Genomic DNA, 16,266 nt, shown 5'->3' on the forward strand with positions numbered 1-16,266 from the left:
CTTGTGGCTTAGGCTGATTTGCAGCAGGCGCAGCTTTTTTTTCTTGTTTTTTCTTTTTCTTGCTATCTTTGCTTGGCATAACAATCTCCTTTTTGCTGTATTGTTAAAGTTACTTTAATAAGTTAAGTGAAAAGAAATTAGATTGCAATACGAGTGACAAATTTTATTACTTTAAAAAAATTTTCTAGAAAATAAACGTCATAAAATCAGAAGGCCAGCCGTTCGGTGCTAGCCTTCTGCGTCGTTCTTCTGAGGAAGAAAAGTGGAATGTACTTTAAGTGAGGACAATGCTATGGCGAGAGGTCAAAGGTAGGGATTTATTAGGTTGGTTAAGAAGCCCTAATCCTCCGAACATGTTTGTTTCATGGCTTCTTTCAAAGTTATAAACTCAACTTATTTTAAATTGCAAGTTTTGAATTGAGGTATCTCAAAAAAAAAGACTCCCAATTCTTATCTTATTTATAAAAGAAAACCTTTGTTTGCCTTTTTTTTCAATACACATGCGAGCAAGTCACTAAAGCAGTTTGATTTTTGTCAATAAATTCACAGATATGAAATATTATCTAACAAAAAATGAAGAAAGAATTTTGCCTGTATTTTAATCATTTTTTTTTATTCTTATTGTTTTTTTACCAATTATTTAAAATTTCTACGAGATTTATACAACAATTCTTTTATTTTTATATGTATTTTAAAAATAACTTTCTAACAAATAATAATATTAAAAAAACATTTTTCAATTTTCTAATCTAATTTTATCTATAAGCCGTACTTATCTTTTACTTTTTTGATTTGCTCAGTCTTACCACGCACAGTATAATGAACTCCATCATTTTCGAATCGCTCTTGAATAATCCGTAAAGACTCACGAATATCGCCTACAGCCCCTTGCACATGATATGGGACAAACAAATTGTCATCTGACATCTCTTGTTCAAAAAAGTCTCGAATAAACTCATATATTTTTTTAATATCAGCAGTATTTTTCGTAGAAATGAACTGAGCACGAGGAAACTCTTTTTTGAGTTCTGCTAATTCATTTATTGATAATAAATCTATTTTGTTAAAAATATACACCGAAGATGTCTCATCATTCACACCAATGTCACCCAATGTCGTTTTTGTCACATCTAAATGAGCTCTCCAACTTTTATCCGCCGCATCAATCACAAATAAAAGCAAAGATGCATTTAACGCCTCATCAAGAGTAGAACGAAAGGACACAACGAGATCATGTGGAAGCTTACGAATAAATCCTACGGTATCAGAAACAAGAATTTTAGGCTGGCTCTCAGGATAAAGAGCGCGCACCGTTGTATCGAGTGTGGCAAAAAGCTTATCCGCAACAAGGACTTCACTGCCCGTTAACTTTCTCATTAATGAAGACTTACCCGCGTTGGTGTAACCAACAAGCGCCACACAAGGCTGCTCTGATCGCTTTTTCCTACGCGTTCCCTGTTCTTTTTGAATAGCAGCAATTTCACGGCGCAATTCTGCAATACGATCGCGGATCCGTCTCTTATCAAGCTCCATATCCGATTCACCGGCTCCACGGCCTCCTGCACCACCACCACGGCGTTCGCTGGAACCGCTTTCCCTAATACGCGGCGCCAAATATTTTAGTCGTGCAATTTCAACCTGCAATCGCGCCTCTCTCGTCTTGGCATGTTTGCTAAATATTTCAACAATAACACCCGTTCTGTCTAGCACCTCAACGGAAAAAGCACTTTTTAAATTTGCAATTTGCGAAGGTGTGAGTTCGCAATCAAAAATAACAGCATCAGGCTTTTGGGCGGGATCAAACTGTTCATCTTCTTTTTCTTCTTCGATTTCTTCAAATTCAGAGGCAGGGTCATAGAGATCTTCCTCCTCTTCGATCTGCTGCTCCTCAAGCCTCAATTTAGCCTTATTTTTTTTAACAGGAGGCCCCATTTTGACAACACCTGTTCCTCCCGTGCGTTTTGCAATTTCATGCAACTTCCCTTGTCCCAGGGGAACGGCGCCCGAAAGAGAAGGCCTTCTTTGAAAAGTCACCCCCACAATTTCAAAACCAAGAGTTGTCACGAGTCTCTTGAGTTCTTCAAGAGACTCTTTATTTTCTTCATCACTCACATCATTTGTAGGAACTCCCACGAGAAGCGCCTTAGGAAGTTTTTCATTATTCATTTCAAGAGGCATAAAGAAACCTTTTATTTAATTTGAAAAAAAGGGGGGCTTTTATTTTATGTTACCTTAAAGTAAGACAAAACGATTGCCTTTATATGGCTATCAACTTTATATAATATTTTCTAGTAATAGGTTTTTACACATGAAAATTAAAAATGGAGCCCATATCCGGGCTTGAACCGGAGACCTCTTCCTTACCAAGGAAGTGCTCTACCACTGAGCTATATGGGCAGATGTGATAAAACAAGGGAATTTTTGAACTTAAAAAGGCAAGGACAATAATCATAAATGGAGCGGGTGAAGGGGCACGATCCCTCAACATTCAGCTTGGAAGGCTGACGCTCTAGCCAATTGAGCTACACCCGCTTGAAACAAATGAAACTCATTTGTTTGATGGTGGGGAGGGGCAGATTCGAACTGCCGAAGTCGTAAGACAGCGGATTTACAGTCCGCCCCATTTAGCCACTCTGGAACCTCCCCGATACCGTGGAGCTGGCTAAGGGAATTGAACCCCCAACCGCCTGATTACAAATCAGGTGCTCTACCAATTGAGCTAAGCCAGCGTACTTCTCGGTGAAGATGTGGTTAATCTATGACGGCCAGCCTTGTCAAGCAATCTTATAAAAAAAAAAATTACACAATCATAAAAGGAACTTATAAAAAAATTCTGATTAAGAAACATGACGGAACTTTTTACCCTACTTTGGTTTGACTATCCTAAACATCAACTATTTATTAAAAAAAATATAAAGATAAAATAAGGAGTAAGGAGAATTTCAAGATATGAAGCTCAATATAAATATCCCTGTTTTATACCTTAAAATGGCTGTCATTTTAACGGCCACAGGATTTTTTGAAATCTCCGCTCAAGCACAACAGCAGGTCTATGCGAACGAAGATGAAATGAGAGATATCTTCGTTGCGGGAGGCTATGGTGCTCTGTTTGGCGCCACCATGGGGACAGCTATTCTCCCTTTCCTCTCAGGATCACCTATTGATAATATCCGTGTTGTAGCAGGAGGTGCTTCCATCGGCTTCATGATGGGAAGTGCGTACGGACTCTATAATATGCCTAAATCCCAAGGCGGCTCTTATTTCAACTACGCCCCTGAAAATGATGAAAACTATTTTTACAGCATGCCTCCTACTCTACCAGGTCACGGATATCAGTCTCCCCAAAAGTCTCAAGATGAAAAAAACGTTGTGAAGCAACAAGAACTTCCTAAAACAGGGGCATTAATTGTTGGAAATGGAAGCCATATTGGCCTTGCTATGCCCCAATTTTGGATAGGGCAAAATCAATTCGGATTTGTATTAGCTTCTCTGCGTTTTTAAATTTAAAGTTGCTTTATACTTTTTTCAAAATTCATAACATAATAAATTTTTTAATTTAGAAAATGATTTACCCTATATCTTTTATTTTAATATCATTTTTGTTAATTAATAATAATTTTGACAGTGTTTTCTTATAAATTTCTACATATCGAATTATTGTATTTTCATAAAATAATTGAACGGAATAATTAAACATTCCAACAAGTTCATCTTGTGAATCATCAATAAAGCAATTTAAATCAAATTTTGCTGGTGAATATAAATCATTTAATAACTTTTCCAAGTTTCTATCAAGACTAAAAATTTGGACTTCTTGATTATTAATTATCTTATGTCCGAATGTTTGCAAAAGAAAGGATACATTAAAAATTTGATGATGACTTTGTACATCATGAGTTTCTACTTCCATAACAAGTTTATCAAAAGGTAGATCCTGGCAAAGTTGAACAGCTATCAATTCATCCCCTACACTTTTTATGAAAGATTTCAAACTTTCTTCAGGATCAATTTTTGCTCGAAAAGCTATGATATTTATGAAAAATCCTATTACATCTGAAATTTGTTTATAGTGCCTATTCGATACAGGAGAACCAATTACAATATCCTTTTGCCCACTTATAAAACTCAAAGTTAAGTAATAGGCTGATAAACAAATTGAAAATAATGACACCTCTAATTTTTGTGCCAATTCTCTTAATCCAAATGAAGTCTTTTTATCAATTGTAAAATAAACATGATTTCCCCTAAAATTATGCTTTTCATTCATAATTTTATCAGGAGATAAATTTATCATTTTATAGTCTTTTAATTTTTCTTTCCAAAAGATTATTTGTGCTTCAATTATATCACTAACCAAATAATTTCTTTGCCATGTTGCATAGTCTTTATAATGGATATTTAATTGAGGAAGACGTTCTCTTAATTCGGTTTCAGTAATTTTATTTTCAAAATAACTAGAAAATAAAATGAGTTCCTTTAAAAGGACTTCAATTGACCAACCATCAAAGGCAATATGATGAACATTTATAATTAAAAACCTCTTTAAAATAGAACTATCAGAGTCTTTTAGCTTAAATATTTTAGCACGAATAGGAATTTCATAATTTATTTTAAAATTATTACAAAATTCTTTCTGTAAATCATCGAGCATCATATCCCAAGAAATATATTCATATTCCTCAACATTGAAGTCAAATTCGCTTTCAGACAAAATCTTTTGAATAACATTACCATTTGAATCTTCTTTAATAATAGTTCGTAATATTTCTTGTCTTGATAAAATATTTTTTAAGGCATTTTTTATACTACTTGTATTAACCCACTCTGATATTTCAAAAATATTAGGTATATTCCAACCAGCAAAACCTTCCGATGATTTTTCAATATGCCACAAATGTTCTTGCATAAAAGATGCTGGATACTCATTTGATTCAGTAAAGTCACATTTTTTAATTTCAATATTACTTATTTCATAAATATTTTTATTACTTAAAATATTTTTTATACTCTTCAATTTTAGCATATCTGATAAACTTACATTTATACTTAATTCTTTATTTATTGTATTGACTACCTTTATTGCATTAATACTATTGCCACCTAAACTGTAATAATCGCTTTGAATTCCAACTGAATTTTTAGGAAGTCCTAAAGTAGATTCCCAAATTGAACACATGCTTTTTTCTATTCTAGTATTTGGTGCAACATGTGAAAGTAAATCATTAAAATTTGGTTCTGGCAATTTCTTAGTATCCAGTTTACCATTATTTGTTAAGGGTATATTATCCAATTTTATATATTTATTTGGAAGCATATATTCTGGTAATTTATTCAAAATAAAATTATTTAAAATTATTTCATCAATATATTCAATCGAAGTATAATAAGCTAAAATTATCTTTTTATTACTATCATTACTACAATTTTTAAGTAATACTGCTACTTGATTTATAAGGGGATATTCTCGTATAACATTCTCAATTTCAGATAATTCAATACGCATTCCACGAATTTTAACTTGAGAATCAGCTCTTCCAATATATTCTATTTCGCTATTATCAAGTTCAAATACCATATCTCCAGTTTTGTACAGGTATTTATATTTTTCATTTTTACTAGAAAAAGGGTTTAATATAAATTTTTCTTTTGTTAATGATAAATTATTTAAATACCCTTCTGCTAAATAAATTCCACTTAAGTATAACTCACCAATTGCTCCCTTTGGAAGAATATTCAAATTTTTATCTAAAATATAAATTTTTAAATTAGGAAAAGCTTTTCCAATCGAAGAATTACTTGCATAATTAAAATTTTTTATATCTTCATAATCATATTTTTTTAGAGTAACTTCACCTGTTTCAGTAGGACCATAATAATTAAAAAATACCCTACTTATATTTATATATTTTTTTACAATATTAGGATGAAAAGCCTCGCCACTAAACATAATTTTGTTTAGTGTCTCAAATTTATTAAAGTCTTTTTCTTCTGAAAATATTTTGAATTGTGAAGGTACAAAATGACAAATTGAAATTTTATTTTCAATAATAATTTTTTCAATCTCATCTATATCAAATATACTTTCAGTAATATACATTTTTGCTCCACTCAATAGTGAAGTAAAAATATCTGAAAATGAAACATCAAATACAATGTTTGTTTTAAACAAAAAGGAATCATCTTCACTCATCTTATTACTCTGTATCATATACATAATTCTTGAATAGCAACTTTGCTGTGTCATCATGACTCCTTTTGGAGTCCCAGTAGTACCTGAAGTATATAATATATATGCTAGATCATCTGAATATACTTTTTTATTTAAATTATTCTTTGTACATGATTGAATTGATTTTAATTCATTCTTATCTGCTATATTAATTATTTTAGCATCTGATATTTTTCTCACTTTTTCATAAGTATTATTATCCACCAATATAAGCCTTGAATTAGAGTCCTTATAAATAAAGTTTATTCTTTCTAGTGGATAATTAGGATCAATTGGTACATAAGCAGCGCCTAACTTAAATATAGCGAGAAAAGATATAATCATATCAAAACCACGAGTAAGACACAAAGAAATCAAGCAAGTTGTAGAAATGGAGAGATTTTTATTTAAATAATTGGCAAGTTGATTAGATTTTTCATTTAATAAAGCATATGATAATGATTCATTTTTAAATACCAATGCAACATTATTCTTAAATTTTAAAATATTATTTTCAAAATCATTTATTAATGAATTCTCAAAATATTCTTCTTTTTTTGGATTTTCCATATTAAATACATTATTATAATCATCATCATTTAAAAATTTTAATGATAAAACTTTTAAATTTGAATCATTTACAATTTGACTAATAATATTTTCCATAAAAGAAAGTAATTTATTTATGCTACTTTCTGAAAATAATTCACCCATATATTTTATTTTAAAAGTAATAACATTATTTTCGTCATACGCTATTATTGTTAAAGGATAATCTAATGATACAAATATGTCATCCATTTCTATTTCAATATTTATTCGATTTTTAATCTCATTAGATGAAAATAAAGGATAACTTTCAAAAACAAAAATACTATCGAATAAACGCTCTCCTTTATTCTGAATTTCAGAAAGATGCGCTTCACTCCGATCATTCATTTCATTAATATGAGTTTGTATTTCTTTAATTTTATCAATTACTTTTGTATCGAAGTTATCGTCATGATTACAAATTAATGGCAATGTATTTATGAAAAGACCTACTGTTGTCTCGATTCCATCTCTAGGAATATTTCTTCCTGAAACAGTTGTTCCAACACAAGTCATGTTGGAATTACCAAATACACTTAGTGCTTTATGCCAAACAAATTGTAAAAATGCATTTATTGTAAATTGGTTTTCATTACATAATTTTTTAATTTTATCATATCTTTTACTTTGAATGGTAATTTTACTTTGCAAAGGATTTTTATTATTTGAAACATTTTTCAATAAAATTGAATTTCTATTTTCATCTTTCTTAAAAAGACCGCTTAAATCTAAATTATTTTCATATTTTGAAATATAGTTCAACCAATAATTTAAATTTTTATTTTTATTTTCAGATAAATATTTTTGCGCAACCGAATAGCAATTATTATAATTTATATCAATTTTCTCATTGTCTATTAAATTTAAATATATTGCATGAATATCAGTAAGCAATGCAGGCATACTCCAACCATCAAGGATAATGTGATGATTACTCAACATACAAAAATATTTATCATCTGAAAATTTAAATAATGAAACTCTGAACAATTTTCCTTTTGCAAGATCAAACTTATTCATTCTATCATCTTCTTGAAACTTTTTAAATAAGTTCATCTGCAAAGCATTATCTGAATAATGACTTAAATCTTTAAAATGCCAATCTAAATCAGATTCTTTGTCAATAATCTGAATAATCTCTTCATCCCAAGCAAATCTTAGCCTTAACGCTTCATGCTTGTTAGTTGCTATCTCCCAAGATTTTTTTAAATAAGAAACATCAATTTTGCTAAAATATTTCCAAATTATTTGTATAAAATAAGAATCATCTAAATTATTATTTTTTAAATAATGAGAAATAAATCCTTGTTGAAGACTATTAACTTTGAAAATACTTGTAATCTCTTTGTCTCTTTGAATTTTCTCCAAATAATTACTATTAACTAAATAATTTACATCACTAGCTGTTAAAAAACTACGGCAATGAGTTGAAGCATTTAAAATAATTCTAATTAATGAATTTTCAATTTCTTGAGAAATTTTTTCTGTCAAATCCTTTACCAAAATTGAATTAACTTCGACTAATAGAGAATTATCAATTATAGCAACATTAATTGATAATATATTATTCTTGAACTCATTTGAATACATTAAAATTCTATTTTTATCATTCAGGATCTCCCATGATTTATTATCATCTTTAATAAAGTTTAAATAATTATAACTAATTAATGGTAAATCCTCAGCATCATAAGCGCGCACAGATTCAATACAAAATCCTTTATTAGGGGTTATTCTTAAGTTTTCTTTTACATTAATGAGGTTTTTATTTAAATCCTCACAAATTTCAAAATATACTGGATATAATTTTGAAAACTGCCCAACTGTTTTCTTAATATTAATAACAGAGTCGATGCTCTCTCTTTCATGCTTCTCAAGCAAAATTGAAAGCATTGAAATTCCAAATAATTTATGGATAGATTCACAAATTCCTGTTAGTAAAATTTCATTTATTTCTGTATAATATAATTTATTACATTCCTTCAATAACTTCTGAGTTGATTCCTCATTTAACCTTATAACTGAAATATTTCTATTTTTATTTTTTTCAATAAAATGACTCGTTTTTTTTAGAAGAATATCATTGCAATTTTTTCGAGAGAGAGTTAAATTATTCCAAAATTGTTTTTCAGTATCTTTTAGTTTCGAATATTTTTCTAAATATTTTCCCCATTGCCTATAACTTGCGCATTTTTCACCGAGACTAATACCATTATATAAAGAATACAAATCTTCCGTTATAATTTTCCAACTCTGCGGATCAATAATGAGATGATGCGCTGCCACAAATATTCTTGCTGATTGATCTTTAAATCCATAGATATACCCAAAAGAAAATAATGGACCATTTTCAAAATTAAAATTATTTTGCCATTTCCTAAGAATATCATCTATATTTTCTTCAAATTGATTATTTTTTTTCTTAGTCATTAATGAATTGATATTTAATTGATGAATTTGATCAATTTTTATATTTCTATTGTAATATTGAATCAAATCATTATTTTCATTTTTAAATAAAACTCTAAAACAATCGTGATATTCAACTAAGTTGTTTATTGCATTTGTTAATTTTTTTATATCAAGTTGAGGTGTTTTTACCAAAAATGAATGACTCCAAATTTTGGAATTAAAAAATTCATTTGCAAAAAATAACTTTTGAATTGGCAATAATGGAAATGAACCCGTAAGTGTTCCTTGCTCACTTTCAAAGTGAATATTACAATTTTTATTAATTCTATCAAAATAATAGCCTAAATTTTCTATACTTTTATATTTAAAAATGTCTTTTACATTAATCTCAATCCCTAATTTTTGCCGAATTTGACCTACAATCTGTATACTTATTATACTATCACCACCTAATCTAAAAAAATCATCTTGAATACCGACTGAGTTTTTAGGTAACCCCAATACAGATTCCCATATGGTACACAGCTTATTTTCGGTATCTGATCTCGGAGCTACATAAGAATTGCTTTTACTAATTTCAGGACTTGGCAATGCTTTTTTATCCAATTTCCCGTTTACATTTAATGGCAATTTATCTAATCGCACAAAAAAACTTGGCATCATGTAATCTGGAAGTTTTTGCAATATATGTTCAATAAATTCTTCAATTGGTATTTCATTTTTCGCAACATAATAACATATGAGAACTTTATTACCCGAATTTCTTATATCCGTTACACATAAATCCTTAGCAACCACAACCGCTTGCTTAATTTCCTTAAATCCCATAATTCTTGATTCTATTTCACCTAATTCTATTCGAAAACCCCTCAATTTTACTTGATTATCATTGCGACATACATACTCTAATTTTCCATTAGGCAGCATTTTTACAAGATCCCCAGTCTTATAAAGACGAGAATTAAAATTTAATGATTTTTCTTCACTTGTTTGAAAAGGATTTCCAATAAATTTCTCTGCTGTTAATTCAGGTCGATTTAAATACCCGCGAGCAATACCTATACCACCTACATATAGTTCTCCAAGTGCTCCTATTGGTAATGGTTTTAATTGTTGATTTAAAACTAAACCTCTGTCAAATTTAACAAGTTTACCTATTGAATTTACTTCATCTGCATTCTCAAATTTGTTTGTATAGCAAATGACAGTTGTTTCTGTTGGACCATAAGCATTTACGACTTTTACATTTCTGTCTAAATAAAATTGCAGTATTTGCTTATTTGTTTTGTCACCTGCAAACATTGCTAGTTTAAGATCTAAAACTACTTCGGTGTTTAAATACGAAGGAGGCAGCATCGCTGCATGTATTTTATTTTCAATAATATATTGAGATAATAAATATATATCTTTCCTAATTTCGTCTGAAATTAAATGGAGGCAATGTCCATGAAATATACTTGAGCTTAACTCCCATACATGTGCATCAAATACGTAATTAGCAAACCATAATACATTGATTGATTGTTTATTAAATTCTTTTTCAATAAATTTTCCCTGACTTTCAATTAAATTAACGACTCCAACATGTTCTATTAGCACACCTTTAGGTTGCCCCGTTGTTCCTGATGTATAAATAACATATGATAAATCATGACTGCATGATGAACTATCTAAGTTTTTGTTTTTTTCATTAAGTAAACATTTTTCAATTTTGTATGAATCTACATATACAATGTTCAGTGCTGTATAATCTAAAAAATTTTCTCGGAATTTTTCATTAGTTAGTAATAATTTTGTATCCGTATCTTTTAAAATAAAATCTAATCTGTCTTTTGGATATTCGGGATCAATAGGAATATATGCTCCACCTGCTTTTAAAATTGCAAGCATACTAATTAGCATGTGTTCATTTCTATTTAAACAAAGTGCTATTAATATATCAGGTTTTATTTCGAAATTTTTTTGTAAGAAATTTCCTAATTGATTTGCCCTTTGATTTAATTCATTATACGTTAACTTCATTCGATCACAGATTAAAGCAATATCATTTGGCGTTTTCAGCACCTGGGCTTCAAACATCTCATGAATAGTTTTCTTATTTACATTTATTTTTTTATTGTTATTAAATTTATCCATTATTACATTAAAATCATCAATTGAAACTAAAGAATATTCCGATATTTTTTTTAAATTTTTTCCGTTAATATAGCCAATAATATCATCCGTTATTTGGGAATAAACATATTGATAAACTTTGCAAAAATTTTCTAGAAGACTCTTTGATATTATATTATTTTTATACATTGTTCTAAAATTAATACCTATATCTGTTGACTCAAATTCAAATATAAAATCATTAATCATAGAGATATTTGAATTGAAAGCTTTTTTACATATTAGACCATTCAGATTCAATAAAATATTTTGAAGACTAGTGCTTGAGAATGTTAAATTAATTAAATCGATATTATTTTTTGAAATATAATCATACAATGGAAAATAGCCATACTTAATATCACCATCTTTTAAAGATTGAATAAAACTTTTAGCCGAACTAAAAATATCCATGACATTTAAATCATCATTCAATTTAAATGGAAATATATTGGTATTAACATTTGCTCCATACTCAAGAGTTATACCTTCTTTTATTGCTATTGGATATGAAATACAAAAGTTCTTTTGTTCAGTATATTTAAATATAGTTATTGCATAAATAATTTTAGAAAATAAATACGGTGAAATTGGAAATGCATTTTTAATTTTACAAAATTTTTCATATGTATCTTTTTCCAAGGAAAATTCAATTCCTTCTATGCCAAAGCAAGATTGAATTTTGTCTATGCTTTCTAACTCATTTTTGAATTTATCCGATGTGCTATATAAAAATTCGATATTTACACCTTCAAGATCCGCAATTTGCCTCTTCCAAAATTGAATACATTTATCTTTGTTTTTTTCATATTCTGTTTTTAAATAATTTGATAAATTTATTATATTATTTTTTTGATCATCTAGGCTTACTTTACAATAATAATTTTCATCATTATAAAAATTTGATATTTCAGAGTACCCTTGAATAGCCGATAATCCATCTACAAGAATATGCTGATTTATATAAATAAATCTATACTTATCAACATCTAATTTAAATATTGCATAGCGATAAAGAGGTTCTTTTTCTAAATCAAAAGGCTTTGCAATAAAATTTTTAATTGACTCTAAAATATTATCAGAATCAAAGTATTCTAGCTCTTGTATATATTCATTCTCTTTCCAATAATAAGCTCCATCAATTTCTTCAACACATGAATTTAATATAAAGTATTGAGATATTAATTTATTTAAGGACTTATTTAGTCTTGGAATGTCCAAATTTCCTTCAATTTCCTGATCAAGTACCATATGATAGTCTATTCGTGAAGGATTTAATTTCCATTCATAATAAAACGTTAATTGATATAAATTTAATGGAACTCTATTAAGCATAAGAATTATCCTTATATTAAATTTTATATTTAAATTTTATATTTAAATTTTTAGAACTTAGCTAAAACGTCTATGAAAAAGTTGAATCAACCATAACTGTTTATTATAACTAAATTAATTACGCAATATATTTTGAGCACTGATTCCTTGAGCTTCAAGATTCATCAGAAATCTGATAATGATTTGAAAAGTCTCAACATCAAACTGGGGTTATAATCAGAATCTATCTTAACTCGCTTTTTAAGTCCATTTCTGATAAATAAACTTATGGCATTTGCCCTTTTCATGAGAGGTTATTATGAGCGTACATTACTTCAGTCCTGGCCCTGCAAGTTTGCCTGAGAGCGTTCGCAATCAAATTAAAGAAGAATTGCTAGATACTTTTGGTATTGGCGTGAGTGTTATGGAAATATCGCATCGCTCAAAACAATACGAACAATTAAATGAAGAAACCCAAGCTATTGCAAGAAAGGTTTTTCAAGTTCCTGCAACACACTCTATTTTATTTTCACCAGGTGGTGCGCAGCAACATTTTTCGGTTGTCCCAAAGCATCTTTCCGCACCAGGCGAAGAAATTGCATACACAGACACGGGAGTATGGGCTCATTTGGCTTGCGAAGAAGTATTCGCACTACCTCGTAAAGTTCACCTTGTTTTTGATGGTCGAACCAATGACTATGTTTCACTTGGCAATCCTCAAGACTGGGATATACCTCAAAATTCTAAATTTATTCACTTAACAGTTAATAACACCGTTTATGGCACGGAATACCCAACAATTCCTACATTTGGCAATATTCCTCTTGTTCTTGACATGACAAGTTCTTTAGCAGCACGCACCGACATCCCGTGGGAATCCACCGCGCTTGTCTATGCGAGCGCACAAAAAAACTTTGGTATTGCAGGTGTTTCTGTTATTATTATGAATAACGATCTCTTAGAAAAAAGCAGAGAAATTACAAAACACAATCATCTTGGCAAAGCTCATTCTTATCATGCTATTTATGATGCTAAAAGCGCTCTCAATACTCCTCCTGTTTTTTCGATTTTCGCCATGAATCGCATGTTAAATTGGATCGATCATAGCGGTGGCACCCCCGCTATGGAGCAATGGTCTCTTGAAAAAGCAAAAATGATTTACTCTGAAATTGATGCCGGACTTTACATTGGCAGAACGCACAAAAATTGTCGTTCTAGACATAATTTTGTATTTAAACTTCCTACAGAGGAACAAGACAATCATTTTATTGCCGAAGCAGCAAAACATAATTTGCTTGAAATCAAAGGATACCGCTGCGTAGGCGGAATTCGTGTTTCCATGTACAATGGGGTCTGCATGGAATCAGCTTCTGTATTTGCCGAGTTTATGCGAGATTACAGAAAAAAATACGGATAATCACACCACATCCCTACCTGCAATAAAATTTTCTGCTACCTGAGTAGTAGGATTTGTAAAAAATTGCGCCGTTTGAGTGTATTCTACAAGCGTTCCATGCCTCATAAATAAGGTCCAATCTGTAACACGACTTGCCTGATATAAATCATTCGTAGCCCAGACCAGAGTTGTTTTTTCACTCATATTTAATATTAAATTCTCTGTTTGTTTTAACATCACAGGATCCATTCTTAAAAACGCATCATCTAATAAAAATATTTTTGGCTTTCTAATTAAAGCACGAATAATAGCAAGTTGTTGCAAAAACGGAAGCTCCACCTGACTAGGTAACAATTCTGCTAAGGAATCAATTAAAGCTTTATTATGCTGCGAAATAGGAAGTGTATCAATTAATTCATGAAATGTTAAAATATCTTTAATACCAGCTAAATTTTGTGATAAAGCAAAGTTCTCTGCAATAGACACAGGCAACCATGCACTTTTTTCAGAAACTAAAGCCACCTGTGAGTATATTTTTTTTAATATTTCTGTTGAGGGTTTTTTACCTGACAATGAAATACCTAAAATATTTAAATCCCCATTTTGTTTAAAAGAATTTAATAAAAAATTATCATCAATCTCCCAAATAAATTGTGCAATTACGGAGAGAACCATACTTTTACCAGAACCTGCGGGACCAATAATAGCAACAGATTCTCCTTCATTTATTTTAAATGAGAGATCGCGAATGGGAGATATAAAACCAACAGACAAGGAGTATTTATCAAAAGAGATGACAGGATTTGTTACATTATTAAATGAATCTTTCATCCTATCACCCCAAAAATATAAAAAAAGAACTCATAGTTAACGTAAAACTATGAGTTCTATTTTATAATACAAAAGCTAGAAAAGGATAATTATTTTCTATTTTTCATATCAACATATTTCACATCCGCAGGACCCACATATTTTGCAGCAGGGCGATAAATGCGGTTATCACGCCACATTTCAATAATATGTGAGGACCAACCCGCAACGCGAGAAACAGCAAAGATAGGAGTGAAGTCAATAGATTCAATATCCATAAGACGATATAAAGCACCTGACCAGAAATCCACATTTGGCCAAATATAGTCCTTAGATGTTTTGCTAAGTTCTTCAATCATAGAGTCATGAACAATACGAAGCGTTTCGTATGTGTCTTTCTCTTTTTTAGTTGCTACAAGTTTTTCAAGCATACCGCGTAATACTTTGGCGCGAGGATCCATTGTTCTATACACACGGTGACCGAATCCCATCACTTTTGCTTTAGTGGCAAGAGCATTGGCAACCCATGCTTTTGCATTTTCTGGTGCGCCAATAGCATCTGCCATTTCAAGAACTTTTTCATTGGCACCACCATGAAGTGGTCCTGAAAGAGCGCCAATAGCTGCTGATATCGATAAAGAGAGTTTTGCTTCTGTTGAAGCCACAACGCGAGCGGCGAATGTAGAAGCATTAAAGTCATGATCCAAATGCAAAATAAGAGCCACATCAAATATATGCGCTTCTTCTTTATTTGGTTTGGAACCATTTAACATATATAAAAAGTTTTCCGCATGGGAGAGCTCAGGATTCGGAGCTACTGCCGCAAGTCCACGACGCTCTCTTGAAATACGAGCTACCGCTGTCGCAAGTTGGCTAATAATTTTAATCGCATTGTGAATATTATGTTCTTCATTTTTTAAGTTAACAGGATTTTCGTCAAACCCCATTGCAGCAACGGCTGCTTGAAGAATAGACATAGGGTGTGCAGAACGTGGCGCTGCCGCAATAACAGCTTCCACAGTTTTTGGAAGCACACGATTTGCCTTCATTTCCGCGTTAAATTTATTTAATTCATTTTGATTAGGTAACTTCCCATATAAAGAGAAATAAACACACTCTTCATATGTTGATTTTTCAGCAAGTTCTTCAATGGAAATACCACGATAAATTAATCTACCGACTTCACCTTGAACTTGGCTCACAGAAGTAGCATCGGCAACGACACCAGCTAAACCCTTTGAAAATCCACTTTCATCTGCCATAAAATGACCTCCTAAAAACGATTAAAGTAACTTTATATAAATTTAATCAAAAGACGAATACGAAACACTCAGATAAATGTAGGTAACGTATTTAGCCTTCTATACTCCTGTAACTTCCC

6 protein-coding genes and 4 tRNA genes are annotated in these 16,266 nt (G+C 30.6%); 2 read left to right on the forward strand and 8 right to left on the reverse strand.

The annotated features are described in order from the left end of the window. Positions 1 to 759: 759 nt before the first annotated feature. The 5 genes from hflX to AXG55_RS12735 form a co-directional block, all read right to left on the reverse strand. A complete protein-coding gene (gene hflX / locus AXG55_RS12715) occupies positions 760 to 2,178 on the reverse strand; it encodes a GTPase HflX (RefSeq protein ID WP_148698483.1) in 1,419 nt (472 codons plus the stop codon). Between the two features lie 144 nt (positions 2,179 to 2,322). Further along, positions 2,323 to 2,397: transfer RNA gene (locus tag AXG55_RS12720), tRNA-Thr, on the reverse strand. A 58-nt stretch (positions 2,398 to 2,455) separates the two neighbouring features. Then, a tRNA-Gly gene (locus AXG55_RS12725) sits at positions 2,456 to 2,532 on the reverse strand. A 28-nt stretch (positions 2,533 to 2,560) separates the two neighbouring features. Next, positions 2,561 to 2,646 (reverse strand) — tRNA-Tyr (locus tag AXG55_RS12730). A gap of 7 nt (positions 2,647 to 2,653) precedes the next feature. Beyond that, positions 2,654 to 2,729, reverse strand: a tRNA-Thr gene (locus AXG55_RS12735). 220 nt (positions 2,730 to 2,949) lie between these two features. Here AXG55_RS12735 and AXG55_RS12740 point away from each other — a divergent pair. Next, positions 2,950 to 3,501, forward strand: a complete 552-nt coding sequence (locus AXG55_RS12740; RefSeq protein WP_148698484.1) for a hypothetical protein — start codon at positions 2,950 to 2,952, stop codon at positions 3,499 to 3,501. A gap of 67 nt (positions 3,502 to 3,568) precedes the next feature. On the opposite strand, the gene AXG55_RS12745 is transcribed toward AXG55_RS12740, so the two are convergent. Then, positions 3,569 to 12,700, reverse strand: coding sequence for a non-ribosomal peptide synthetase (locus AXG55_RS12745; RefSeq protein ID WP_148698485.1), 9,132 nt, complete (start codon positions 12,698 to 12,700; stop codon positions 3,569 to 3,571). A gap of 298 nt (positions 12,701 to 12,998) precedes the next feature. On the opposite strand from AXG55_RS12745, the gene serC reads away from it, so the two are divergent. Next, a complete protein-coding gene (gene serC / locus AXG55_RS12750) occupies positions 12,999 to 14,096 on the forward strand; it encodes a 3-phosphoserine/phosphohydroxythreonine transaminase (protein ID WP_148698486.1) in 1,098 nt (365 codons plus the stop codon). Here serC and AXG55_RS12755 read toward each other — a convergent pair whose 3' ends face one another. Both AXG55_RS12755 and AXG55_RS12760 read right to left on the reverse strand, forming a co-directional pair. Further along, the gene (locus AXG55_RS12755) at positions 14,097 to 14,906 is read right to left on the reverse strand and encodes an ATP-binding cassette domain-containing protein (RefSeq protein ID WP_148698487.1); all 810 of its coding nucleotides are present in this window, start codon (positions 14,904 to 14,906) and stop codon (positions 14,097 to 14,099) included. A gap of 89 nt (positions 14,907 to 14,995) precedes the next feature. Then, entirely contained in the window at positions 14,996 to 16,147 is a 1,152-nt protein-coding gene (locus AXG55_RS12760) for a citrate/2-methylcitrate synthase (protein WP_148698488.1), read from the reverse strand. Between the last annotated feature and the right edge of the window lie 119 nt (positions 16,148 to 16,266).

The sequence above is a fragment of the Silvanigrella aquatica genome, from assembly GCF_001907975.1.
Classification (GTDB): Bacteria; Bdellovibrionota_B; Oligoflexia; order Silvanigrellales; family Silvanigrellaceae; genus Silvanigrella; species Silvanigrella aquatica.